Source organism: Parabacteroides sp. Marseille-P3160 (assembly GCF_900162725.1).
Classification (GTDB): Bacteria; Bacteroidota; Bacteroidia; order Bacteroidales; family Tannerellaceae; genus Marseille-P3160.
In genome coordinates this window covers 782,553-808,263 of sequence record NZ_LT799418.1, presented here as the reverse complement: position 1 = coordinate 808,263, position 25,711 = coordinate 782,553, and the positions used below count along the sequence as shown (strand labels likewise).

The following is a 25,711-nucleotide window of genomic DNA, read 5'->3' as shown; positions in this document are numbered from 1 at the left end:
CCCGCCAAGCCGATATCACTATCTATTTTGCCAATCCGAACATTCATCCGAAAGAAGAATATCTCTACCGCAGCAAAGTCCAGAAGCAATTTATCGAGGATTTCAACCGCCAAACCGGCAGCCAGGTGCAATTCCTTGAAGAAGAGTACTGTCCGCAAGAATTTTTCCAACGCACGATGGCGGAAAAAGATGCACCCGAAGGGGGGCGGCGTTGCGCCATTTGCTATCAGATGCGGTTGGACAAAGCCGCGCGGAAGGCGCAGGAACTCGGCTTCGATTACTTCGCCAGCGCCCTGACCCTAAGCCCGATGAAGAACAGCCAAAAGATCAACGAGCTCGGCCTGGAGATACAGGAGGTCTTTGCCGTGAAATACCTTCCCTCCGATTTCAAGAAAAACAACGGCTACAAACGTTCCATCGAGCTTTGCAAGGAGTATGACGTTTACCGCCAATGCTATTGCGGCTGCATCTTTGCCGCTATCCAGCAGGGTGTCGACCTGCAGCAGGTCATAGACAATGCCAGGGAAAACCTTTAGATTTGTGGAAATCAAACTTTCACCGGCCTTTGAAAGATCTTTGCATGGCCTTTGACAATTGATATGCCTTTGCTACAATTCCGATATTGACACAACGGTTGAAAGCCCTTTGAACCACCCTTCATACCATCAATAAGAAAATCAATAAAGGTTAAGGTTTGATTATATTTTGTATTCTAAGATAATTTGATATATCTTCGAAAATTAAATCATAAGACTATTTTTTATATTAGCTTAGTTAACCGGTTGACCAATATATACCTCCAATAAAAAATGAAAAAGATATCCATGCAGGACATTGCAGACAAGTTAGGCATTTCAAAAGGAACTGTTTCTCTTGTATTAAGCGGTAAGGCAAAAGGTAGTCGCGTTAGTGAGGAAATGTGTTTGAAAGTCAAACAGACGGCAGATGAAATGAACTATTACCCAAATGAAATAGCCCGCAGTCTTAGTCTAGGCATGACCATGTCCATCGGTGTTATTGTTACCGATATCTCAAATGAATTTTTCGGAAATCTGACATTTCATATACAGGAACGCGCAAAAAAATATGGTTATACGGTGATCATAACAAACACAAACGAATCTTTAGAAGAATTTAATAATGCAGTTACCATATTATTGAACAAACAGATAGACGGTATTATATTTGTACCTGTAGCCGGAGGACAGAAAATTGTCGAAAAAATCATGAAAAGACATCTTCCAATGGTGCAGATCGACCGTTACTTCCCGGATATTAAAAGCAGTTACATTATCGTGGATAATTACAAAATATCTGTGGAAGTAACTGAATTGCTGATCAAAAAGGGATACAGGAGAATTGCAGCCGTATGTTATGATATCAATCTGAATGCATTGACAGAAAGGAGGCAGGGTTATATCGATGCACTAAACCGTTATGAACTGTTAGACCCTGCACTGATAAAAAACATCAACTATGCGGATCAGGAAGAAGAGATAAAACGTGCCATAATCGACCTGAAAAATAATCCTAACAAGGTTGACGCTATCTTCTTTTGCTCTCGAAGAGTATTCATTACCGGCGTAAAATATATGCATAAAGAAGGTATCAAGATTCCCGAAGAGATGGAAGTCGTATGTTTTGATAAAATCGATTCTTTTTCTATTGCTAATATCCCTATTAATTACATTGAGCAACCCATCAAAAAAATGGGAGAAAAGGCAGTCGATATTCTCATGGAACAGATTAACGGAGCGAATGATATCACACAATACGTATTCGATGCAGAGATCAAACATTTTAGCTGAATTTTTATTAATAATGAAAGCCAATTTTTTAAGTAATAAGTCAACCGGTTTAGCATAAAAAAACAATAATGCCAAATGGTGTTTAAATAAATAAACAGAGAATTATGTCGAGAAAAATGTCGAGAAAAAAATTTATCCGGGCAGGCGCAACGACTGTCGTTGGATTAACGGTTGTACCTTCAACGGTATTGGGAAAAAGTATGGGAATTTATTTATCTTTTTCTTTTCAAAGCCGAACAATCATTGTTTAGGCTGCTAATAAAAATAAAAAACAGGTCTGTAACCTTAGTTAAAAAATAATGAAACAAATACCACTAAACATCCATGTTATTCTCCCTGTGTGTTTTATCCTATTAAGTTTCACATGCATGGGAACCAATTACAGAAGTATTCGGGAATTTGGCGTGCTTCCGGAGAATAATCCGAAAATAAATAAAGAAAACCTGCAAAAGGCAATTGATTGGAGTTCTTCAAGCGGAACAGCTCTTTTTGTTGAACCTTCAGATGAACCCTATCACTTGGAAGGCGGTATCATATTAAAAAAGAATGTATCGTTGATCGGAGTGCATGGACCAACACCACGGGGAACGCGACACCCTGTGAAAAAGCAACCCGTGGGCAGTGTTTTTCAAATAACGGACACCAGCCATGTTTTTATTACGGTAGAAACCGGAACCCAAATAAAAGGAATTCAATTTTGGTACTCAGAACAAACCATAACAGACCCCCAAAAAATAATTCCTTATCCTGCCACTATCCAAGTATCCAAAACAAGTTCCACGCAAGGTGTATATCTTTCATGCCTGACTTTTTATGGTGAATACACGGCTATGGATTTTTGTGCTGATCCGAATTATAATTGCGAGTTGATGATCTTCGAGCACTGTTATGGATATCCTTTAAGTGGTAAATTTATTGAGATTGATTATTGTTACGATATTCCTCGTATTTTGCATTGCCACGTCAATCCGGCTTGTCAACGTTTTATCGGGGGACAATATAGCCGAAAGATAGTCGACGCAGTAGTATCAAATAAAACTTTTGCCTATGCAATCAATCACACGGACAATGCTCAGTTAATTGATCTGTTTACATTCGGTACTTATGGCGGTATCTTATTGGAAGGCGAAACATACGGACAACTCACAAATTTTAATTTCGATTGTGTGACAGTCGGAATTCATAAAAAAGGCAATAATACCAAAAACAGGAACTGGCAAATTTCACAAGGATCAATCATTGCTAATTGTGGAGAAGTTGTTGAAAACATTCATCCGATCATCATTGAAGGACAAGGGCATACTTCCCTAAGTAATGTTGAATCATTTTCCGGGGCCAACCCTGCCCTGACAACCGTTCCGGAAAACAAATCCCAAGATTTTCTTCTGGTGAAAGGAGACCGGAAACTGACCATCTCAATTTTTGGATGCAGAATGAGGGATTATGTCTCCGATAAACCGATCACTGTTTTAAATGAACATGCAGTAATACAGGCTGTAGGGTGTTTGGATAAAAGTGAAAATCCATTCAATTTATTACCCTGATTTTTTTATTTTCTTTAATTAACCTATAACGAAAATATGTAGTAATGACAAATTTTAAATTCAGATTTTCAGTTTTTCTAATCCGGCTTCTGCCTCTCAATGCCTTTGGTAATGAAGTTATCTTGGTTGCTTCTTTAAATAGATACTTGAATTGCGATGGGTTGGATTACAATGGTAAATTCTTGAGATAGAAAATAAAATTATGACATTGCGTTGCAAATTACAGATATGATTTAAATACAATCATGATACATAAACCTAATTGATATGAATAACTTCAGATTTCTCATTTTAGATAAGCACAAATGTTATGGTTTGCATTTAATATTCAAGAAAACGTTGTTTGTTATAACTGTGCTGTTGTTTATAGGTTCATACAAAAAACAAAATTCTGAGGCTATTGGGATGTATGACCTAAAATACACGCTTAAATACAATCTCACAGATAGTTTGCGGGTATTGTCTTTGTGGGACGACATCCATGCAGTATCCACACTCCAGGGAATTGTAAATAGAAATGCCCCCCGACTGTATATAAATTATGTTGTTGAGTCGGGTATTGAGATTGATAGCTATTGGTGGAATAAATATCGGAAACCAGGAGAATGGTTACACGGAAAAGATACGATTGTCTATAATGATATTATATCATTGGTTGAAGCCTATAAAAATGATATAGACGGAGCAGTAGTTTATGATTCCCGAATAGCGGCTACCAGTAATGTGGCTTCGGCTGTAGCCGGAATTGAAAATTTAATTGCAATTAGGTATGATGCGTCTCCTAATAGTTTATACACCAGATTGGTATCTAAAGGCCCCAAATTAAAAGTAAAAGCATGGCTAATCAATAAAGACGGTTCTCCAATGTTTACAGGTCAGGGGAATATTCCCGAAACAAATAGAAATTCAACAGGGTCTATTAAAAATGATCCATACATCTGGTTTATTGAAAAATATATGAAAAAAGGAAGGTGCAATGGAGGATATGGAGCTTACTATATCGATCAAAAATGGCGCGATAATCCTATGGCGGCAGGAATGAACCACCATACATTGACTAACCATGATTTCTTTGTCAGTAAACGCGCTTTTTTCTTTGATCTTTCCCCATGGGGGGATGAACCAGCTACTGATGACACTTCTCAAATGATTGGAAACGATTTATCTACACTTAAAGAATTCCTTTCGGAGGCGTACAGGTTAAATAATGGTGAGAAATTCTGTTATATCGGAGGATTTCCGGCTTGGGCTTTCAAATATACCCAACGGGCAGGTGGACAGCATGACGATGTGGCTACCGAATGGGAATTCAGTCGCATCATCAGCGCATATAATGCTTTTAAGGATGCCGATGCCATAGGGTATGGAGCTTTGGCTAATGCCTCATTTTGGCAACACTTCCCGCTTGAAAAAAAATATCCGCAGAAATGGGTAACTCATGAAGAACTGAAGAAACGCGGTTACCTGACAGAAGATGGGAAAGTAGATTTTAAAAATCGGGAATTTATGATCTTTTATGTAGGGGATTATGATGCTTCGTCATGGATAACTCAACTTACGCCGACAATTTGGGATCACCCCGATAGAGGGAAACTTCCCCTGATGTGGTGCATAAGTCCTGTCTTACAGGAACGGGCGCCTATGGTTCTGCATAATTTCCGTAAAACGGCGACGCCCAACGATTATTTTGCCGCTGCCGATAATGGCGCCGGATATCTAATGCCGGGGATGTTACAAGAACCGCGCGATATATCCGGATTGCCCGGAGGATTGGATGCATGGGCTAATCATTGTAAGAAATACTACGATAAATGGGGGTTAAGTATAACCGGTTTTGTTATTGACGGGCATGCTCCGGGTTTATCCTCAAAAGGACTGGATTGTTATGCCTCGTTCAGTCCGAATGGCATTGTTCCGCAAAAAGTACCGTTAACTCTGCTACATGGTGATATGCCGGTTTTGCGATCGGATGAAGACATACAGCAAAATCCGAAAGAGGGGGCGCAGCGTATAGCGCAAAGGGTTGCCGAACGTCCGATTCCGTTTCATTGGTTCCGCAATATCCTGAAAACTCCCGGTTGGTATGTAGAGATAATGGAGGAACTCGGAAAACTCAATCCGAATATAGAGTTATTGGATGCCCCGACTTTCTTTGAATTATATCGCATCTGGCTCAAACAGAATCCGGATGCGGCAAGCGGAAATGTTCCATTACATTAATATATTTTTTGTCATGAATAAATATTTTTTAATTACTTTTTTCCCTGTCTTTTTAATGTTATTCTTTGGGAGCCGGAATAGGGAATTGAAGAAGCAAATAGCCGACGACAAACGTTTGGAAACTGTTGTAAATAAAGCAGAAGAATTAATAAGGACAGGATTTAATGCCGGTGGAAATTATAATGAGATTTGGATTAGAGATCTTAATACTTTCCTCGAACTGGCGTGTGAAACAGGACAATCCCAAAAAATAAGAAACGTCCTATTGACTTTTTTCCATTTTCAGGAAAAAGACGGAGATATTCCAGATGGTTATGTACCTAAAGACAAAGCTCACGAATCTTATAAGTACAGATATTCCGATAGTGCTCCAGGTTTTATGGCTCACAAAAATACGGTTGAAACCGATCAGGAAACATCATTGGTGCAAGCTGTGGCAAAATACATCAGAGCCACTGGCGACACGGTTATATTGCAGGAGCAGGTTGACGGTTTATCCGTGTTATCACGTATGGAGAATGCAATGTATTATCTTTTAAATCATCGTTATTCCGATAAGTATGGTTTGCTGTGGGGAGCTACTACAATCGATTGGGGAGATGTACAACCCGAGCATGAATGGGGCGTTTTTTTAGACAGTTCTTCGCATCTGTGTGTGGATATTTATGACAATGCGATGTTTGTCATTGCAATAAAAGATTTTATGTCTGTTACAACACACAATAAAGAATTTTGGTCTGCAACTTGTAATAATATAACAAAAAAAGCAAGGACATATCTATGGGACGAGGAACGTCAAAAATTCATTCCTCATCTTTATTTGGATAAATCGCCTTTTCCTGATGAATTTGATGAGTTGGAAATTTATTACCACGGAGGAACGGCAGTTGCCATAGAGGCAGGATTCTTGTCAAAGGAAGAAATCCTGAATTCATATCAGCAGATGAAAAGAAATGTTCAAAAAGCAAACGCTCAATCCATCGGTTTAACCATATATCCATTCTATCCTGTCGGGTATTTTAAAAATACCGGCCTATATCAATGTGGAAATTACGGCTATCAGAATGGAGGCGATTGGACATGGTTCGGGGCAAGAATGGTTAAACAGCTTGCCGTTAATGGTTTTTATGCCGAAGCGTATGAGGCTATATCTCCTATGCTTGACCGGACAATCGAGTATAATGGTTTTTATGAATGGTGGTCGCATGACGGCATACCTAAAGGATCGGGAGAATATCGGGGAACGGCCGGAGTGTTATGGTCTGCCATAAAAACTATCGAAGGACTAAATAAATTAAATCAATGATTAATGAAAATGTTATGTTTAGAAATTATATTTTAATAGTCCTGTTTTTTATTTCGCCTATAGCTTTTGCTCAATCCAACTTATCATATGTGGATCCTACGATTGGCGGGGTAGGCCTTATTCTGGAACCTACTCGTCCCACAGTACAACTACCTAACTGCATGTTGCGTTGCTATCCGATGAAAAAAGACCAATTAGATGACCAAATCCGTTACTTTCCGCTGAACGTTGCATCGCACCGGATCGCTAATGTTTTCCGGTTTCTTCCGGTAAGCGGACATACCGGTTTATGGGATAAAACTTTTATCATTGAGAGTGAACAAACCACCCCCTATTATTACCAGGCAATTTCAGAAATGAAAAATGATAGGATCGAATTCACGGCATCCGAAAGAAGCGCTATCTTTCAGGTAACCTTCTCGGAAAAACAACTCAATTACTTTCGTATCGGCATTCATAACCAGGAGGGAGAAGTACAGGTAAATAACAAGGTCATTACCGGCATTGACCATTTTAACGGAATGAAAGCCTATTTCTATGCTGAAACGGATGCAGAGGTTACCGATGTCCAGTACCGGAATAATAACAAACAACAAGTATTATTGCAATTAAGCGATAAATGGAAAACCGTCCGGTTCAAATATGGGATATCTTATATCAGTGTTGAACAAGCTAAACAGAATTTATATAATGAGATACCCGGATGGGATTTCGATGCCGTGAAGAAAGCAGGGTATAAAGCATGGGATAAAGTCATGTCCCAAATTAAGGTGGAAGGAGGAACCCAGGCTCAGAAGCGTGTATTTTATACCTCATTGTATCGTTGTTACGAGCGTATGGTCGACATCAACGAATACGGACGGTATTACAGCGCTTTCGACCACAAAATTCATCGTTCCGACAAACCTTTTTATGTAGACAATTGGCTCTGGGATACCTATAGAGCCTTGGAACCCTTATTTATGATTCTCAATCCGGAAAAAGCCCAAGAACAGATTCGTTCTTATATAACCATGTATGAACAAGGAGGTTGGATGCCGTCATTTGCCGTTGTGTTTGGAGATTGGCCTGCCATGACGGGAAATAATGCCGCCATTTGGATGACCGATGCCTGGGCGAAAGGGTTGCGTGATTTCGATTTTAACAAGGCGTATGAGGGTATTAAAAAAGGTTCTTTGGAAGCAACACTTTTGCCATGGAATAATGGGCCGGCAACCTCTCTCGACTCTTTTTATAATGAAAAAGGCTATATGCCCGGCTTGTGGCCCGGCGAGGAAGAAACCGTAAAGGAAGTGGATGCGGATTGGGAAAAAAGACAAAGCGTATCCGTCACGATCGACAACAGTTACAGTGACTGGTGTATCGCACAGATGGCCGATTTTGCAGGTTATAAAAAAGATCGCGAACTGTTTTTAAACCGTTCATTGAATTATCGTAATGTATTCCGTGTCGATAAAGGTTTTGTTTGGCCTAAAGATAAGAACGGCGAGTGGATCGAACCTTATGATCCCCGTTTTGCAGGACGCGAATGCTTTACCGAAAATAATGCATATACATTTAACTGGGCGGCTAAACATGATTTGCAAGGATTATTTAACCTCATGGGAGGAAAAAAGCAAGCCGAAGCAAAGCTCGACCAACTATTTCGTGAAGACCTCGGCCTGCCGAAGTTCAGATTTTGGTACATACAGCCAGACGCATCAGGTTTGGTAGGACAGTTTGCCATGGGCAATGAACCCGGTTTACATATTCCTTATTTATACAATTATCTCGGCGCGCCATGGAAAACACAAAAACGTATTCGCATGCTGCTTGACACCTGGTTTACAGATAATCTGTTCGGGATGCCCGGTGATGAAGACGGCGGGGGAATGTCTTCTTTTGTCGTGTTTTCGATGATGGGATTTTTCCCTGTAACACCCGGTATTCCTATTTATAATATCGGAAGTCCGGTTTTCAGCAAAATAACAATTGAACTTCCCAACGGAAAGCAATTTATGATTCATGCACCCAATAATTCAGATCAAAATAAGTACATACAAAGTGCCAGTCTTAACGGAAAAAATTTAAATAAACCATGGTTTACCCATCAGGATCTGGCAAATGGAGGCGCATTGGAATTACAGATGGGTGACAAACCCGATTTAATATGGGGTAGCAAAGAAACAGACGCTCCTCCTTCTTATAACGACTATAAATCGATAACTAAATAAGAAAACATGAAACTAAGAACCGTTCACATTTTTTGTTTTTTACTCTTATGGATTAATTGCAGTTTGATTGCCTCTCCCCGTACGAAAACAGACCGGGACAACAAACAACAGTTGCAAAATATCGGTCTATCGCCAAAGGAAGTAAACCCGAACGACCCTTCATCGTTTGAGGTAAGAGATCTATTGCAATATGTAGATCAACATATCGGGATAGTAGAAGGCAATTGTTCATTTGGAATATCTCTTCCTTTTGGTTCCATACGTCCATGCCCTCATACTCCGGAAACAAGGACAGGCTATAACGCGAATGGGAAAATAACAGGTTTTACGGTTATTAATACCGGTTCGGTATATAAATATGGCAATTTTCTTGTTTCTCCTCAAATTGGATTGGATTGCTGGGATGACAATACTCCTACCGGTCATGATTCTGAAAAAGCCTATGAAGAAATCCGGCCGGATTATTATTCCGTTGATTTAACGAAGTTTGGAATTAAAACGGAGATCGCTTCTGCCGATCATGCTTCGATTTTCCGTTTTAGTTACCCTGAAGCCCGGAATGGCGAAGCCAGTATAGTCATTTACCCCTCCCACTCCTTGTTTTCCAAATCGACTTATTCTACTGCAAATTATGATTCTGCAAAGAATACGATTACAGGTTATGTATCGATCAATGACGGATGGTATTATTCAAAAGGGAAAATATATTATGCCATTCAATTCAGCAAGCCATTAATCAGTCATGGCATGTTCAGAAACGATGAGCGGAAATTACATGAAAGATCCGACTCTATTTCGGGAGACGGGGTGGGATGCTATCTGAAATTCAATGTATCGAAGGAAGAAAAAATTTATCTGAAAGTAGCCATATCGACCAAAAGCATTGCAAACGCCGAGAATTTTTTGGCCAGTGAAATACCGGTCTGGGATTTTGACCAGGTTAAAACCGACGCGGCCGATATATGGAATAAAGCATTAAGCAGCATTCTGATCGACGATGAAACCATTTCCCAAGGTGAAAAAATCATTTTCTATACAGCCTTATATCATGCCTTAATTTCTCCAAAGGACAGAACCGGAGATTGTCCGTGGGATTATTCCGGCCCCTATTACGACGATCAATTGTGTGTCTGGGATACTTACAGGACAGAATTTCCTCTTTTGACCCTCATAAAAGAGCAGGTGGTACGGGATAATATAAAATCGTTTTGCGAGGTATTTAAGCACTACGGCTATGCCTATGATGCCTTGTTATGTGGCGCGGGAGATATGATACAGGGAGGAGACGCTGTGGATGTATTAGTTGCTGACGCTTATGTGAAAGGCGTTTCCGGCATTAATTGGAACGACGCATACAATCTGCTTAAAGGGCATGCGACAGTTTCGGGAAGAACGCCTTACTACCGGGAGAACGATCGGGGGTGGGTACCCTTCAATACGATTCCCAAAATGTCCCATGCCTCTGCATCGAAAACCCTTGAATTTGCTTATAATGATTATTGCACCTCCGTGGTTGCCGGAGGTCTGGGCAGGAAAGATGATAAAACCCGCTTTCTGAACAGAAGCTCTCAATGGACTAACCTATGGAATGCCAATACCGCCAGCGAAGGCTTTGAGGGATTCATCCAGGCAAAAGATACAGCCAATAAATTCATGGCTATCGATCCTAAAACCAATCCTGAAGGTTCCTATAGCCTGTACTTTTATGAGGGGGACAGTTGGACCTATTCTTTTTATGCACCTCATCAAATGAATAAACTGATCGGTCTTATGGGTGGCGATGCGACCTTCGTCAAACGACTTGAATACTACGTGGGTAATCGAATAGAGATTAGTAATGAACCCTGTTTCCTTACCCCCTTTCTTTTTGTCTATGCTTTACGCCCTGATCTCACTTCTTTTTATGTCAGAAAGGTGTCTGAGAATTTTACAAGGAGCATCTATCCCGGAGATGATGATTCCGGGGCTATGAGCAGTTGGTTTATATTTTCAAGATTGGGTTTTTTCCCGGTAGCAGGGCAGGATCTTTATCTGGTAAACGGCCCTCGTTATAAAAAAGTAACAATCCAAATGGAAAATGGGAAAAAGATAGTAATTGATGGAGAAAATGCATCGGAAGAAAATAAATATGTAGAATCAGTGACCCGAAATGGTAAGAATATGAAACAGGCCTGGTTTAAACACAGCGATATCAAAAACGGGGCGGTGTTTAAATTCAAAATGGGGCCTAATGCTACAAAATTTGGGAAAACAACGCCTCCTTTTTCTTATAATAACAACGACTAACAAGGCAATGCTTTTGCGAATTAATATGACGAATCATTTTTTATAGCTTGCAGTTGAACCATTTTTTAACCTTAAATTAGTATGCAACGTAACGGAATCATTTCAGCAGGGAATTGGGTCATCGACCATATTAAAATGATAGACACGTGGCCGGAAAGAGGCAATCTGGCTAATATCACAGTAGTTGCCCAGAAGGCTTTGGGCGGATGCCCACACAATGTATTGGTCGATTTGGCACGTATGCGGACAGGCTTGCCCTTATGGGCGGGGGGCATTGTCGGCGCCGATGCCGACGGAAAGTATATTTTGGACGAACTCGACAAGCATCATATCGACCGTTCTTACATGTCTGTCCGTAACAACCTTACTACCTCATTCACCGATGTGGTGTCGGAGAGCCGGACCGGTGTCCGGACGTTCTTTCATTACCGGGGCGCCAATGCCTGTTTGGATTATACCGATTTTACGGGGATGGACACATCCGCCCGGATTTTCCATCTGGGCTATCTTTTGTTGCTGGACAGGTTGGACTTACCTGATGAACAATACGGAACAGTCGCCGCCAGGGTACTGCATCTGTTGAAAGCCAAAGGATACGCCACCTCTATCGATGTGGTTTCCGAACAGGGAGACCGTTTCCGTAGTGTGGTTACACCGAGCCTGAAATACGTAGACTATATCATCTGTAATGAGATTGAGGCGGGAGCATGTGCCGGCATCGAGCTTAGGCACCAGAACGGCATCCGCAAAGAAACTCTTCCGGAAGCCGCCGGATACTTTTTTCAACAGGGCGTCAGCCAAATGGTAGTGATCCATTTCCCCGAAGGCGGGTTTGCCATGCGAAAAGACGGACGGCAACTTTTTGTTCCTGCCTTTACCGTATCACAACCGGAGATTAAAAGCACGGTAGGAGCCGGTGACGCCTTTTGCGCCGGAGCATTGTATGCAATACACGAAAAACTTCCGCTCGAAGATTTGCTCAGGCTTGCCAATGCCAATGCCCGGTTTAACCTGTTGAGCGAAAACAGCACGGACGGAGCGGTTCCCTTACCCGAACTGCAAAAATTTATCGACAAAAATTCGTAATCATAGAACCTATCAAACAATTTATATATGAAAAGAAGTGAAATAAACAGGCAAATTGATTTTGCCATTGATTTTTTTAGTAAACACTCGTTTAAACTCCCATCATGGGCTTATTTTTCTCCGGACAAATGGAAAACCAAAGGTGAAGAATACGATGAAATACGGGTCGCTCAGTTGGGTTGGGACATTACCGATTTCGGCAAAGGAAAATTTTCGGAAGAGGGATTGACCTTGTTTACTGTCCGTAATGGCTATCCGGCACGCGTTCCTTATAAGCCGTATTGCGAAAAGATTATGATAGTCGGTAATAATCAGGTAACTCCCACGCACTTCCACTGGAAGAAGATGGAAGACATCATCAACCGCGGAGGCGGGGATCTTTGCATTCAACTCTGGAAGGCCGACGAACGCACCGATGAAAAAACCGAAAAGGCTTTTACCCTGAAGATTGACAGCGTATTGCATACTTTCCATGCCGGGGATACCGTACGTCTGAAACCGGGAGAAAGCATCTGTTTTGAGCCGTACGTCTATCATAATTTCTGGGCTGAGGGCGGACCTGCCCTTGTAGGTGAGGTATCTACCGTAAATGATGATAGCAACGACAACCGTTTCTATGAATCCCTCGGACGCTTTCCTCAAATCATAGAAGACGAACCCGCACGCTTTTGTTTGTGCAACGAATATGGTAAATAGAGAACGTATGCCTTCGAAAAGAGAGATAAAGGATTCCAAACAAATAAAAACTAATTAATTATTTATATTCTATGATTATATCATTTAAAGAAGCACTGCAAGATGCTTACCGGAATAAATACGCAGTTGGCGCATTTAACTGTTTGAGTTTAGAGAATGTAATGGGTGCAATCCAAGCTGCCGAAGAACTTCGATCACCCATTATTTTGCAATTAGCGGAAGTTCAATTTCCTTATTCGCCTATTGCTTTAATGGCGCCAATATTTATTGAGAGTGCAAAAAAAGCGACAGTTCCCGTTGCGGTACATTTGGATCATGGTCAAAGTTTTGAAACATGTGCAAAAGCGATACGTTTAGGTTTCAATTCGGTGATGATAGACGGTTCGGGATTACCGTTAGAAGAAAATATCCGTGTCTCTTCCGCTGTAGTCCGAATGGCAAAAGCTTTTGACGTTGATGTGGAAGCCGAACTGGGAAAAGTAGGTGATACAGGGAGTGGGGAAGGTGAAGGCACGGGCAATGCAAGTACGGCGGATGTGTTTACAGACGTGGAAGAATCTGCCCGGTTCATCCGGCAAACAGGTATTGATGCTCTGGCTATTGCCATAGGGAATCTTCATGGAAAGTATATTGCAACTCCCAGATTGAATATCCAGCGGCTAATCGAAATAAAAGATCGAAATAACATTCCTCTTGTACTACACGGCGGTTCAGGAACAAGCGAAGAAGATTTTAAAGCATGTATTCATAATGGCATCAGCAAGATAAATGTAGCGACAGCAATCCAATTAGGAATCGCCGAAGAAATGCAAGCATACTTAGGAACTATTTCAAAACCAAGTTATATTGAAATGAAATATAAAATGGTGGAGGCTACCAAACAGGTTGTTATGAAACATATTTTGTTATTCGAAAGTAATAATCGGGTATAAAAATCGATCTAATTATATATCAATTCAAACCGGGAGAGTCGGTCCGGTAGTCCTTTCTTTATATTGATTCTACGTCTGGCAAAAAAGTTTGAAGAAATATTTTCCAGGCCGGACGGATCCGAATGGTTTTGCCGAATTCGATTACATCCCGTTCTTCTTCGGAAATAACCAGGAAACATTCTTCGCAATCGATATTCCGGAATGCTTCTATCTCACGCCGGTAGGTTTCGGGATCGAAGATATCCCATGCTACCTGGATGGCCCGGGTGATTTTCCGGTTTTCAACCCATGCGAATATGGTTCCGATAGGCTATTTTTTAAGAAAAATATAAGATGTATCTTTGATAATCAGTAACTTTAAATCGAATCAATATGAAAAGATCGATTACAATTTTGGCAATTATCCTGTTTGGAATGGCAGGATGCGGAGGAAATAAACAACCAACTGATGACTTCCTCACGGTTGATGTAACGGCAAGTTATCCGAAGAAGGAACTGATCCTTCAGGACTTTATGGATGTGGAATATATCCCATTGGAGACGAATGACGAGTTTCTTAATAAAGGCTTTGTACAGGATATAGGCAAGAGATTCATATTAGTAATAAACCGGGACGAGGGGGATATTTTGATTTATGACAGAACCGGAAAAGCCTTACGAAAGATAAACCGTAAAGGGCAAGGAGGAGAAGAATATATCAGTTGTTTTAGCATTACTTTAGATGAAGATAACGGAGAAATGTTTATCAACGATATTTCTCTCCAAAAAATCCTTGTATATGACTTATACGGAAAATTTAAAAGAAGTTTTAAACACAAAAAAGGCGGCGGAACGTTATTTTATACTGACCTATTCAATTATGACAAAGAAAATCTGATTTGCTATGACCAATACAATGAGAAGATACCATTTGTTCTCGTCTCCAAACAGGATGGGAGTATTACCAAAGAGATTAAAATTCCTTTTAAAAAGAAGATTTTATTACAGCAACAATTAAGGGATGGAGAAAATATCAATATTGCGAGTCCCGGTCCTTATCGTAAAATAATCGCTTACAAAGGCAATTGGATGCTATCAGAAGCTTCGTCTGATACCGTTTATACATTATTGCCGAATCACAGTTTGCGTCCGTTTCTCGTTAGAACTCCGCCTATTCAATCCATGAATCCAGGAGTTTTTCTTATGTTGAGGCTTTTTTCCGATCGCTATATTTTCATGGAAACTATAAAAAATATATATAACTGGAATACAAATTCAGGATTTCCGAAAACTTTCTTCATGTATGACATGCAAGAAAAGGCCTTTGGAGGATATACTGTTTACAATGGCGACTATACGACAAAAAAGGAAATATACATGAACTTGTTATGGACTGTAAATCACGAAATCGAGTCATGGCACGCTTTAGAAGCCTACCAACTTGTTGAATCTTATAAGAAAGGGGAACTGAAAGGGAAATTAAAAGAGATCGCTGCAACATTGAACGAAGAATCTAATCCGGTGATTATGTTGATAAAGCATAAGAAATAACAAGCGCCTTACCGAAGGAGCATAATTATAAATTACGTATGAAAAAAATTATCTTTTATTTTATAATCAACTCATTATGCATATCTTTTTCCATTGCACAGACAAAGATTCCCCTCGTGGAAAGTATGAGTTTAACCGAGCGCAAAATCAGTAACTACGCCTCTTCAATAAGATATGTAGCTCTTGAAACGACCGATGAATGTCTTTTGACCGGAGAATTACAAATAATTACTACCGCCCAGTATATTTTTGTGCACGATCAACTCGAATGTAAAATGTATCGCTTTGACGCAACAACCGGAAAATACCTGAATAGGATTGGTAGAAAAGGACAAGGTCCCGGTGAATACGTCAGGTTGCATGGTTTTTATATTGATGATTTAGAGAGAAAGTGTTTTTTGTTTTGTAATACAGGCATCTATATTTATAATTATAAGGGCGATTTTCTCAAAAAAATATCATTACCGCGCTCTTACTGTTCGAGTCGGATGGAAAGAATTGGAAATTATTACGTGCTGAATAACGTGCTCTACCTTGATACAAAGAAGGAATTATGTTTATTAGACCTGCAAGGAAAAATGATAAAAGAGAGACTATTATCCTATAAAGCTCCTATAGGGTTTATGCTCTCCATCCCTTTCTTTTATAAACAGGACGGCCGGTGTTATTACAAAAACGATCTGTCAGAGACAATTTATTTGCTGGATGAAAAACTCAGCCTGAAGCCGGCCTATCAAATCGATTGTGGCAAGAAAGCAACAAATCCGGGGGAAGATCAATTTGATATCAACCGAGGCAAATATCTTGTAAATGGGAAAATAGTAATCGGCAGAATAAACGGGTATAAAAATAAATTATATATACCCTATTTTGTAAACAAAAAAGGCTATCCAACTTTATGCCAGATAACCTTTTCAAAAAATTTAATTAATTTATTTAGCCGAATATGATTTCTTGGTAACCACTTTACCATCCAAATCAAGCACCACCAGATTCATCTGATTTCCATTAGTTTCTACCGAAACAACGCTATTGTTAGAGTTAACCAATATAGGGAATTTAATGCGTGTACTCGGTTCTTCATATTTATTAGTATGGAGATGTCCGCATAGCATTAAATCAACCCCTAGTTCATTTAGTATAGGAACAAACTTATTCAAAACCTCTTTTTGGCCATGCCAAATATTAGGATCCGTAGAAGGTGGCATGTGTGCAATCACCACTTTAAATTTAGCTTGTTTGAAATCTTCATTTTTATATAATTCTTTCATCCATTCCATCTGGTCTGTTCGATAACCGTCGTAGTCAGTGATGCCACTATACTCAATATCGGAATCAGGCTTATCTTCCCCAGTATCCAACATAATAAAACAAATAGGTCCCTGTCTGAAAATGAAATAAAGAGAAGGCTCTTTCGGAGAAAAATACTTTTGGAATGATGTGGCAAACTCACCACGGGTTTCGTGGTTTCCACGCGCATAGTACATCGGTTTCACTGAAGCGAACAAATCAATGCTTTCTTTCATGAATCCATTGAAGATTGTTTCTTCATCTTTGAACTCAGAGACCATATCTCCGTTGAAAATAACTAAATCCTTATCATTATAATTGGCGGCATTTAACAGCTTCGTAATGATGTTCTCACGTCCGTGGATGTCATTAATCATTGCAAAAGAGGCTTCACTCTTATTCGGATCACAAGTTGTAAATGTCAACGGTTCTTTACTGAATACATTCGATGCCGCTACACGTCCGTACATCACAAAAATGCCTTCATGTTTGAGTATTTCCTGCGAATAGATACGATAACGATAAGTAGTGCCAGGGGTTAATCCTTTGACTTTTACAGCATGAAGCGAGGACATATTTTTAACTCCATTTGTGGTGTCAAAATATTTCGGCCTTTCTTCCCCATAAAAATGAGTTTGATCATTCGGAGCCAATTCTACCCAGCCTATGGACGGTTTATCTGCTACCCAAACAATAGTAGCTTCATTACCTTTTACATTTTGCAGATAAGGTCCATAAAGGATTTTAATCTGTGCAGTTGCCACTTGTGTGGCAACTGTCAGTAAAAGTACAGATATTAAAATTCTGATATATTTCATTGTAAGTAAAATATAAGTAATATTTATTAATAACCTTCATTCTGGACTAACTGAGGATTAGCATCCATTTCAGTTTGCGGAATAGGCAAATGTAACTGTTTTTTATCGAAATAACGAACCTCTACCAAGCGATCTTCACGGGGAGCATTCACATTGATAACAGCACGACGATCATCTTACCATCCACCATTTCAAATATGTCGACCAAATTTTGAGTCGGGACGAAAGATGCCCACCCCCATCAGCATTGTTGTAGAAACGAATTACATCGCCATATGCATATGTGGTTTTGACCGCTGACACACCCTCTTTATTTTACTGTAATCTTTATTCACTAATTAAAGAATAATCTATCAACATATAATTAAGGTGACTAATTAATCTCTTTTTTAATAGTCTCCCCTTTTTTCAATTTTATTATTTCACTATTTAATTCAAATTCGGTATCTTTCCATGCTTTAAAATGCAAGCGTGCATGTCTTTCATTAATCAGTCCATTTATGATAATACCTAATTTGGAATAGATATTTTTTAGATATATGTCGCCTTGCCAAGGATTACATTTTGCGATTTCCAACTTGCCATACCAATCACATATTAAATTATTTAAAAGAGATTGAGCAACCAACCCATTTGTTGTATTATAAAACGACGCCCCGTAACTTCTACTTGTTTCGTATATTTGAATCCATTCAGCATCTACATAATCTGACTTACGAAGATTATTCCAATCTTTTGACCATTCCTGTATATTTCCATACCTCGATCCAGCTAAAAGAAAAGCGCCTAATGTCCAACCATGAAAATACGGTTTATTTGAATCTGCCGTGATTTTGTACCGTAAATCATATGCATTCCGCGATGGATCAGACATTTTTCTATCAACTGGTAAGCATGTTAAAGCATTTAGTTGAACGGGGTGTTTCTGTTTTCCAAAGTCAGTATTACCACTTCCCAAACAAGTATAATAAAAACTATGCGGAGACAACAAGGCAGGAAATGCCAATCCATCCAATATCTCCTGAAAGCTGCCATCCGTATCCAATTTGTATTCTATTGCTCGTTGAAAACAATATTTAGCACTGTATAAAGCACATAGGTAATCTTTTTGATTGACGCCACCCATTTCATCTTGTCCCATCGATGGAATTAAAAATAAATGCCAAAGTCCGTCTTCTCCTTTCTTACTGATACTTTTATAAAATTCGGCCGTTTCTCTGATGAGTGGAATGGCATATTTTTTAGTCCAATTATCATCATTCACAAAAATTGCCGTTTCATAGGCCATCCTCGCCAAATAACCCGAATTATGAATTTCGTAATAGCACATATTTGGAGGAACAGGATCATGATATCCATTAAATCCGTCATATGGCAATACCCATGGACATAGAATGCCGTTTGCTCCTGTTAATCTCTTCGTATATTCTTTCATTCCATTTAATCCTGCTGAAAAATATTCTATCCATGATTTAGCAATATCGATATTCCCAGTAGCTAAAAGCATCGGATGAATATAGGATATATCCTGAGGAAAACAGAAAGGCCACCCGTTTCCGGTATAACCACATGGTGGTGGTAAACCGGCGCCATCATTGTTATAGGACGACAGGAACATAGCCATTGACCGAACCCACATATTTTGTGCTTCCGTATCAGGTATCATCAAACATCCTATATTCAACCACTTATTATGCCACCATTGAATGGTTTCATTCAATGATTTCGCATTTGATATTTTTATTGGCTCATTAATTGAAATAAGTATTTCATTTTTGCCTTTATGTAGCTGAAAACGCAAGTAATTACTTTCCTTTTTTACGTTGACATTGGTTTTTATATATATGGATGAAGTTACATTTTTACAACTGATATCAATTTTCCAAACACCTGATTCATTGCTTATTCTGGATGTTTGCATCAAGATCTGATTATAATGTACCGGCGTTTTCTCGAAAGGTTTCAGTATGATATCAAATGCGGAACCGTCAAGTTCTATTTTAATTCCGGCCATATTTCTACTAACAGGGTCGAACCATGTCGTAGTTTCCACGTTACTCCTCCCCGATGCAAACTGTGTACAAATGGTTCCATCATAAAACGATTGGTGTTGTGTATATTGCTCTGTCTTTTCAGGGATTTTGTCCCAATATATTTTTGCCATAGGCAGTAAATAATCGGCATTGAATTCTGCCCTGACATGATGTTGTAAATGCATATACTGAGTTTTTCCGTATTTATTAATCTGATCCGGACGGTCGTGCAATCCATACATACCATAAGCACACCCCCAATGTCCATTTCCCTGATACAATGGAACGGATGAGGCATTTTCACAAATATTTCTGTAAACATCGGCAGAACTAATAGCTTTCGGTATGTTAAATCCGGCTTTTACATAAGAAGCACAGCCTAATACCTGAATAATAACAATAATAAGAATAAGTTTGATTCGTTTCATTTTTTAAAAATTAATCATAAGAAATAATTCTACTTTGTTCTCTTTTTCCCAATAAAGAACGATCATTTTCCCTGACGGGACTCATTTATTTTTCATTTCGTTATTTATGAATGAATAATAGGCTGTCCAAGATATTTTTTGGACAGCCTAATGAATATGAACTTAGTTACTATAATCTTCAGGATACTGTTTAACAGGAATATTTGCTTCACTGCCAGAATATCCCGGAGTTTGATTAATCCTGCCTTGTGTGTTCGCATTGATTACGTCGGCAGGAACCGGCCATAAGATATGCTGTGGAGATATTTTATACCTGGACCCATTTTTATTCAAAATATGTTCCCTGTAAAAATGATTCTTCTCTATCACCCTGTCATAATAAAAATTGTCTTCCGAAAAATTCCCCAATGAATAAGTTTTGCCGTTATACGCCTTGCCAGTTTTTGCAAACAGGTAAGAAATACGGGTCAATTCACATTTACGGGGTTCTTCAAAATACAATTCTTTCGCCCGCTCATCCAATATTGTACCGATATTCATTTCCGATGCAGGAATCGGATCGCAACCCGCCCGTTGATGTACTTCATTGATATCCTTTGCTGCATTTGCCAAATCACCTTTCCAGAAATAAGCTTCGGCACGCAAAAGATACGTTTCGGCAATCCTGAAAACATACCAGTCAGAATGATATCCATTAGGTTGCACCCTTGGATCAGGAACAATAAATTTATTGGAAAACGGAGACCAACACCTGATGGAATCTAAGCCAGTATTTTGAGAAACAACATGTTTTCCGTAATACTGTTCGTTTTCGGTCCCAAGTAAAGCGGAATTATTATATACCAAATCTTCCATTCGCCACCAGTTCGGTTGTTTATGGCGTAAGTCTTTATCTTCCTTCCACATATCATAATTCATCCAGTTATTGGTCCTTAGAAAACCTTGTCCCCTACCTATAAACCGATACATACCCAAGTTGTCAAATTCCCGCATCATACCTCCAACTCCGGTTGGTGTTTTAACAACGCCTACCCTATTCCAATAAGGTGTACAGTTTCTCATAGTGACTATCTCATCGGTGCTTCCTTCCATATCAGCACGATCAATGAAAACAAACAGTACTTCTTTATTTTCGGCAGATGCCTTATTTTCCCAATGGTGAAGGTCATAAATCACGTCTAACGGGATAGATCCGCCATTTGCATAGGCCTGAAAGCCTTCAGTCAGGTAAGTTGCATTTTTGTATACGCCGAAACGGGTTCTCATCAAGGAATGAATGCCATCATTAATAACAGCGTTGGTAGCATCGATTGCCCCGTCAAAATCACCAAGCGCTAAATATATTTTTGCAAGCAGGTGATTTCCCGAAGCCTTATTAATTCTACCAAAAGGACAGGAAGTCGGTAGCCAATTAACTGCTTGCTCCATATCTTCTTCCATCTTTTTCAGGATGCTTTCCCGGCTAAAACTGTAAAAATCCAACCGAGGACTCTTTATTTCATCCAAAACCAATGGCACATCGCCAAATTGATGTACCAAACGGTAGTAACTAAATGCACGATAAAAATAGGCTTCGCCAAGCACTGCATTCCGCTCAGCGTCCGAAGCAAATTGTGCATTATCAATACGATTGATAATCATATTGGTGTATTTGATTATATTGTACCATGCTGTCCAGTATTGAGCAATTTTAATATCCTTACTTAAGCCAGTGGTAAAATCAGGCAAAAGTATTACATCCAAATCTATAGGAACATTGTCATCATCTCCACCGAAAATAGCAATATCGGAAGCAATAAGCTCGGATGCAAACATCGCCATGTGACTATAATACTCACCCCTTAACACTTTATTACAAGTTGCTAACAAGCCATCCATGCCATTTTTATCCAGCAGTGAATTTTCTGGAGAATAGAATGATAGGGGTTCAGGCTTAAGAAAATCGTCACTGCATGCTACAGTTAATGATAACAAGGTAATAAACATTGCAAAAAATCTGTATTTCATAATAATATGTTTTTACAATTTAATATTAATGCCTAAATTAAAATATCTTGGGGAAGGCCCGTTTGTATTTTCAGGATCCCATCCCGGCCATTTGGACCATACAGCTACATTTTGAATGCTTCCGTATATTTTGAGGGATTGCAAATGAAATCCATCCGTAAGGTGTTTAGGAAACTGATAGCCGATAGAAATATCCGATAGACGTACAAAGCCCATATCTATATAGTTGGATTGTGGTTTGGGATCTCCATCCCTGTTAGACATTCTTGCCCATTTATTACTCCTGTTCTCCTCAGTCCAATACGGGATTACATAATCACTTTCTCTTTCGTTGCCAAATTTCTCTACATAATTTTTCTTCCAACCGTGTTGCCCGTACAACGAAAATGAAACGGAAATATTTCGGAACAAAGTGAAATCGTTCATCATATTCCATCTGAACTGCGGTTTGGAATAACCAAGAAATTGCTTGTCAGCTATTTCTGTATAAATCCCATCTCCATTTACATCTACCATACGGTATTCTCCGGGAAGAAACCCACCAGCTTTGCTGGCTAATTCAGCATCTTCGATTTGCCAAACACCATTCTGCTTATAATCCCATATTGCTTCAATAGCATGTCCGATAAACCATCTGTTGGTATAATCATCACTTTCCTTAGTACCGATTTTATTCCCGTTCTCATCATAAACATCCACCATATCTCCATATAGATGGATAATTTTATTTTTGTTAAGTGAAGCATTTACAGATGTTTGCCATTCCAATTTACCTGGAATATCCATATTGATGGAATTTAAAGTGATTTCTATACCGGTATTGTTTACCTGTCCTAAATTTGAAGCGATTCTATCATATCCGGTAACATTCGGGAGCAACCTGTCAACAAGGAGATTAGTTGTTTTTGACAAATAACCTTCAATACTTCCATTCAATCGATATTTAAAAAGAGAAAAATCTACCCCTGCATTGTAAGCTGTTGTTTTTTCCCATTGTAAGCCTGTATTAGCCATCCGATTTATAATCAAACTGCTAACTGTATAGGCAGAGCCACTTTCATCGGCATACAAGTGTTTTCCTCCTGACAAGGCTGCTAAAGCATCATATTCACCAATGGCTGAGTTACCGTTAGCTCCCCACGAAACTCTTATTTTTAAATTGTCAACCGAATTCAGGTTAAAGAATGATTCGTCAGATATACGCCATGCTAATGCTAATGACGGGAAAAAAGCGTGCGGATTATCCTGTCCGAATGCCGAATAGCCATCCCTTCGGATAGAAGTTGTCAATAGATACTTACCATTAAATGTATAATTTAACCGGCCCAACAGCGCATCTCTTGTTCTGACATAATCATTACTAGAAATAACCGGAACACTTCCCGCTCCCATGTTATGGTATCCTAAAATATCCGATGGCGAAAACTGTGTGTTTGACTGTAAATTGGAAAAATATTGATATTTCTCTGCGTTGGCCAATAAGGTCAGGTCAAAATTATGCAAACCAAAAGTTTTGTTCCATTTAACGATATTCTCTATGTTCCAGAGCCATGAATCAGCATTACTTCGGGATGCTTGGCCGTTTGTAGCATTACCGGGATAGTCTGATGATACATGTTTATATGTACGATTTTGCCCAAAATTATTGATTGCATTAAATTGGTAAGTAATACCGAAAGGTAATGTAATAATAGCATACATCTTACTATTCAGGTCATTGGATTTATTGTAATTCTCATTATACGCCCTGTTAATCAGCGGGTTTATTACTGCCGGATCATCATGCGGCGCATATTTCATCGTCCCGTCATCATTATACATTGAACCATAAGGAGATAATCGGGAATATGCACTCCAATCAGCTGCGATACCGCCTTCATCGCGATTGGCATATTGGACATTCAGACCAATGGTAAGGAAATTGGCAATTTTACTTTCCAAATTTAATCTTGACCGAAAACTCTTATATTCTTCCCCGACAGTAAATCCTTTATTGTCGGAATAGTTTACAGACCAATAGTAATTAATCCTATCTGTTCCTCCAGTAATACTTGTCAAATAATCTTGCCTAAGTCCGGCCTGAAAAACTTGGTCAGCCCAGTCAATAGTTCTGCCAGCTTTATAATTGGCTATTTCCACATCCTGTAAGGCCAATCTGCCCAACCAGATATTGGCTGGATCTCCACTAGCGTTACTATATGCTAGCCATTGATCTAAAGATACTCCGGAAGGTAAATTATTAGGATTGTCATAATACCCGGGTTGATTATCCCTTGGAGCTGTATATTGCAATAAATTATGTCTCATGTCAATATATCCCTCAGGACTGAGAACGGGACGAATAAAAGAAGGGGTTACAAAACCTACGTTCATATTCACATTAATGGTTGGCCTTCCTACAGTTCCCTTCTTGGTAGTAATATTAATTACACCGTTAGCCGATCGTGAACCGAACACTGCAGCAGCACTGGCATCTTTCATTACGTCAATTCGTTCTATATCTCCGGAACTAATGTCAGCTAAATCACCCTCGAATATCACTCCGTCAAGCACAATTAACGGGGCATTAGATGCTTTTAAAGAAGTTGTCCCGCGTATTAACGCATTTCCCATGTTAACATTTCCTTTTGCGGTAGTTGAAAAAGGAATGTATAATCCTGCCACACTGTTTCTTAAAAGATCTGTTGCATTTGAGGTGAGTTTTTCAACCTTTTTAGTTGGATCAATTTGAGAAATGGCTCCCGTCAAATCACTTTTACGCACTGTCCCGTATCCAACCACGACCACTTCTTCCAATGTCTGGGTATCTTCTCTCAAAACAACATCAATCGTCTTCTGATTGCCAACCGGAATTTCCTGCGCCATATATCCGATAAATGAAAACACCAATACCGCTTTCTGATTAGGAATAGAAAGGTTGAATTTCCCACCCAGGTCACTCATTGTTCCGTTACTTGTTCCTTTCTCTACTATATTCACCCCGATCAGAGGTTCTCCCTTTTCGTCAGTAACGATCCCTGATACTTTTGGGGGTTGCTGTTGCTGTGTAAATGTGACTCCATCACTTTCACTTTTGTTAGCATTAGCAGACAATACAATATAGGAACCATCAATCGTATATTTAACATCGGTTTTGTCAAATAGATAATGTAATGCCTCTTTCAGCGGCGCCTTGCGTAGATCAACGGAAACCTTTCGGTTCACGTCTACCGATTTATTATAGATAAACAGGAAATCGGTCTGTTTTTCTATGTCGTTCAATACATTTTCAAGTGTAGTGTTGCTATTGATTATAGTAACCTTCACATTTTGCGAATTTGCATTTCTTGCACTCATGCAGAAAATGCAACAAATAAAAAAGAAAGTGGCTATCTTCATAATTCTAAAAGAATGTATCCATCGGAGGCTTTTCATAGCAGAGACCTCCGACAAAGATTTTTTTTTCATATCTTTGTAGTTCTTGTAAATTAATATAATTAGAAATAATTGTGTTAGTTATATGCCGATAGGTGTG

General features: G+C 39.3%; 18 protein-coding genes. 13 read left to right on the top strand and 5 right to left on the bottom strand.

Going from position 1 to position 25,711, the window contains the following annotated elements:
- The 13 genes from BQ8014_RS03315 to BQ8014_RS03255 all read left to right on the top strand — a co-directional run.
- The coding region (locus BQ8014_RS03315) for an epoxyqueuosine reductase QueH (RefSeq protein ID WP_139785156.1) at window positions 1-536 on the top strand (536 nt) is incomplete at its 5' end.
- A 273-nt stretch (window positions 537-809) separates the two neighbouring features.
- Window positions 810-1,808, top strand: a complete 999-nt coding sequence (locus BQ8014_RS03310; protein WP_080903120.1) for a LacI family DNA-binding transcriptional regulator — start codon at window positions 810-812, stop codon at window positions 1,806-1,808.
- A 368-nt stretch (window positions 1,809-2,176) separates the two neighbouring features.
- Window positions 2,177-3,352, top strand: a complete 1,176-nt coding sequence (locus BQ8014_RS03305) for a hypothetical protein (RefSeq protein WP_080903119.1) — start codon at window positions 2,177-2,179, stop codon at window positions 3,350-3,352.
- 405 nt (window positions 3,353-3,757) lie between these two features.
- Window positions 3,758-5,572, top strand: a complete 1,815-nt coding sequence (locus tag BQ8014_RS03300; protein ID WP_369808779.1) for a hypothetical protein — start codon at window positions 3,758-3,760, stop codon at window positions 5,570-5,572.
- Window positions 5,573-5,585: 13 nt separating this feature from the next.
- Window positions 5,586-6,878 (top strand): glucosidase family protein, encoded by a 1,293-nt coding sequence (locus tag BQ8014_RS03295; RefSeq protein WP_080905784.1) that lies wholly within the window; start codon window positions 5,586-5,588, stop codon window positions 6,876-6,878.
- Entirely contained in the window at window positions 6,875-9,091 is a 2,217-nt protein-coding gene (locus BQ8014_RS03290) for a GH92 family glycosyl hydrolase (RefSeq protein ID WP_255376296.1), read from the top strand. Before BQ8014_RS03295 ends, BQ8014_RS03290 begins: the two co-directional genes overlap by 4 nt.
- A gap of 6 nt (window positions 9,092-9,097) precedes the next feature.
- Complete coding sequence (locus BQ8014_RS03285) at window positions 9,098-11,377, top strand: GH92 family glycosyl hydrolase (protein ID WP_080903117.1); 2,280 nt, start codon at window positions 9,098-9,100, stop codon at window positions 11,375-11,377.
- 81 nt (window positions 11,378-11,458) lie between these two features.
- Window positions 11,459-12,463 (top strand): carbohydrate kinase family protein, encoded by a 1,005-nt coding sequence (locus tag BQ8014_RS03280; protein WP_080903116.1) that lies wholly within the window; start codon window positions 11,459-11,461, stop codon window positions 12,461-12,463.
- Window positions 12,464-12,490: 27 nt separating this feature from the next.
- Window positions 12,491-13,159, top strand: coding sequence for a D-lyxose/D-mannose family sugar isomerase (locus tag BQ8014_RS03275; protein ID WP_080903115.1), 669 nt, complete (start codon window positions 12,491-12,493; stop codon window positions 13,157-13,159).
- Between the two features lie 71 nt (window positions 13,160-13,230).
- Window positions 13,231-14,091 (top strand): class II fructose-bisphosphate aldolase, encoded by an 861-nt coding sequence (locus BQ8014_RS03270; protein WP_080903114.1) that lies wholly within the window; start codon window positions 13,231-13,233, stop codon window positions 14,089-14,091.
- 88 nt (window positions 14,092-14,179) lie between these two features.
- A complete protein-coding gene (locus BQ8014_RS03265; RefSeq protein ID WP_080903113.1) occupies window positions 14,180-14,446 on the top strand; it encodes a hypothetical protein in 267 nt (88 codons plus the stop codon).
- Between the two features lie 17 nt (window positions 14,447-14,463).
- Window positions 14,464-15,621 carry a 6-bladed beta-propeller gene (locus BQ8014_RS03260; protein ID WP_080903112.1) on the top strand — a complete coding sequence of 386 codons (1,158 nt, stop codon included), beginning with the start codon at window positions 14,464-14,466 and terminating at the stop codon, window positions 15,619-15,621.
- A gap of 38 nt (window positions 15,622-15,659) precedes the next feature.
- Window positions 15,660-16,571, top strand: a complete 912-nt coding sequence (locus BQ8014_RS03255; RefSeq protein ID WP_080903111.1) for a 6-bladed beta-propeller — start codon at window positions 15,660-15,662, stop codon at window positions 16,569-16,571.
- Here the strand turns inward: BQ8014_RS03255 and BQ8014_RS03250 are convergent.
- From BQ8014_RS03250 to BQ8014_RS03235, 5 genes are all read right to left on the bottom strand, one after another.
- Complete coding sequence (locus BQ8014_RS03250; RefSeq protein WP_080903110.1) at window positions 16,554-17,729, bottom strand: purple acid phosphatase family protein; 1,176 nt, start codon at window positions 17,727-17,729, stop codon at window positions 16,554-16,556. The two genes, BQ8014_RS03255 and BQ8014_RS03250, sit on opposite strands and share 18 nt — an antisense overlap.
- Before the next feature lie 26 nt (window positions 17,730-17,755).
- A complete protein-coding gene (locus BQ8014_RS19075) occupies window positions 17,756-17,881 on the bottom strand; it encodes a RagB/SusD family nutrient uptake outer membrane protein (protein WP_234997970.1) in 126 nt (41 codons plus the stop codon).
- Window positions 17,882-18,102: 221 nt separating this feature from the next.
- Window positions 18,103-20,190: a glycoside hydrolase family 65 protein gene (locus tag BQ8014_RS03245; RefSeq protein WP_080903109.1), complete on the bottom strand. Its 2,088-nt coding sequence runs from the start codon at window positions 20,188-20,190 to the stop codon at window positions 18,103-18,105.
- A 162-nt stretch (window positions 20,191-20,352) separates the two neighbouring features.
- On the bottom strand, window positions 20,353-22,197 hold the full coding sequence (locus BQ8014_RS03240) for a RagB/SusD family nutrient uptake outer membrane protein (protein ID WP_080903108.1): 1,845 nt from the start codon (window positions 22,195-22,197) through the stop codon (window positions 20,353-20,355).
- Between the two features lie 12 nt (window positions 22,198-22,209).
- Window positions 22,210-25,533: a SusC/RagA family TonB-linked outer membrane protein gene (locus tag BQ8014_RS03235; protein ID WP_160150021.1), complete on the bottom strand. Its 3,324-nt coding sequence runs from the start codon at window positions 25,531-25,533 to the stop codon at window positions 22,210-22,212.
- Window positions 25,534-25,711 lie beyond the last annotated feature (178 nt).

Bases quoted from the DNA above. Each gene is read 5' to 3' on its own strand.
- BQ8014_RS03295 (WP_080905784.1), top strand. From the start codon at position 5,586: ATGAATAAATATTTTTTAATTACTTTTTTCCCTGTCTTTTTAATGTTA.
- BQ8014_RS03275 (WP_080903115.1), top strand. From the start codon at position 12,491: ATGAAAAGAAGTGAAATAAACAGGCAAATTGATTTTGCCATTGATTTT.
- BQ8014_RS03235 (WP_160150021.1), bottom strand. From the start codon at position 25,533: ATGAGTGCAAGAAATGCAAATTCGCAAAATGTGAAGGTTACTATAATC.
- BQ8014_RS03310 (WP_080903120.1), top strand. From the start codon at position 810: ATGAAAAAGATATCCATGCAGGACATTGCAGACAAGTTAGGCATTTCA.
- BQ8014_RS03245 (WP_080903109.1), bottom strand. From the start codon at position 20,190: ATGAAACGAATCAAACTTATTCTTATTATTGTTATTATTCAGGTATTA.
- BQ8014_RS03240 (WP_080903108.1), bottom strand. From the start codon at position 22,197: ATGAAATACAGATTTTTTGCAATGTTTATTACCTTGTTATCATTAACT.
- BQ8014_RS03255 (WP_080903111.1), top strand. From the start codon at position 15,660: ATGAAAAAAATTATCTTTTATTTTATAATCAACTCATTATGCATATCT.
- BQ8014_RS03305 (WP_080903119.1), top strand. From the start codon at position 2,177: ATGGGAACCAATTACAGAAGTATTCGGGAATTTGGCGTGCTTCCGGAG.
- BQ8014_RS03270 (WP_080903114.1), top strand. From the start codon at position 13,231: ATGATTATATCATTTAAAGAAGCACTGCAAGATGCTTACCGGAATAAA.
- BQ8014_RS03290 (WP_255376296.1), top strand. From the start codon at position 6,875: ATGATTAATGAAAATGTTATGTTTAGAAATTATATTTTAATAGTCCTG.
- BQ8014_RS03280 (WP_080903116.1), top strand. From the start codon at position 11,459: ATGCAACGTAACGGAATCATTTCAGCAGGGAATTGGGTCATCGACCAT.
- BQ8014_RS03285 (WP_080903117.1), top strand. From the start codon at position 9,098: ATGAAACTAAGAACCGTTCACATTTTTTGTTTTTTACTCTTATGGATT.
- BQ8014_RS03300 (WP_369808779.1), top strand. From the start codon at position 3,758: ATGTATGACCTAAAATACACGCTTAAATACAATCTCACAGATAGTTTG.
- BQ8014_RS03260 (WP_080903112.1), top strand. From the start codon at position 14,464: ATGAAAAGATCGATTACAATTTTGGCAATTATCCTGTTTGGAATGGCA.
- BQ8014_RS03250 (WP_080903110.1), bottom strand. From the start codon at position 17,729: ATGAAATATATCAGAATTTTAATATCTGTACTTTTACTGACAGTTGCC.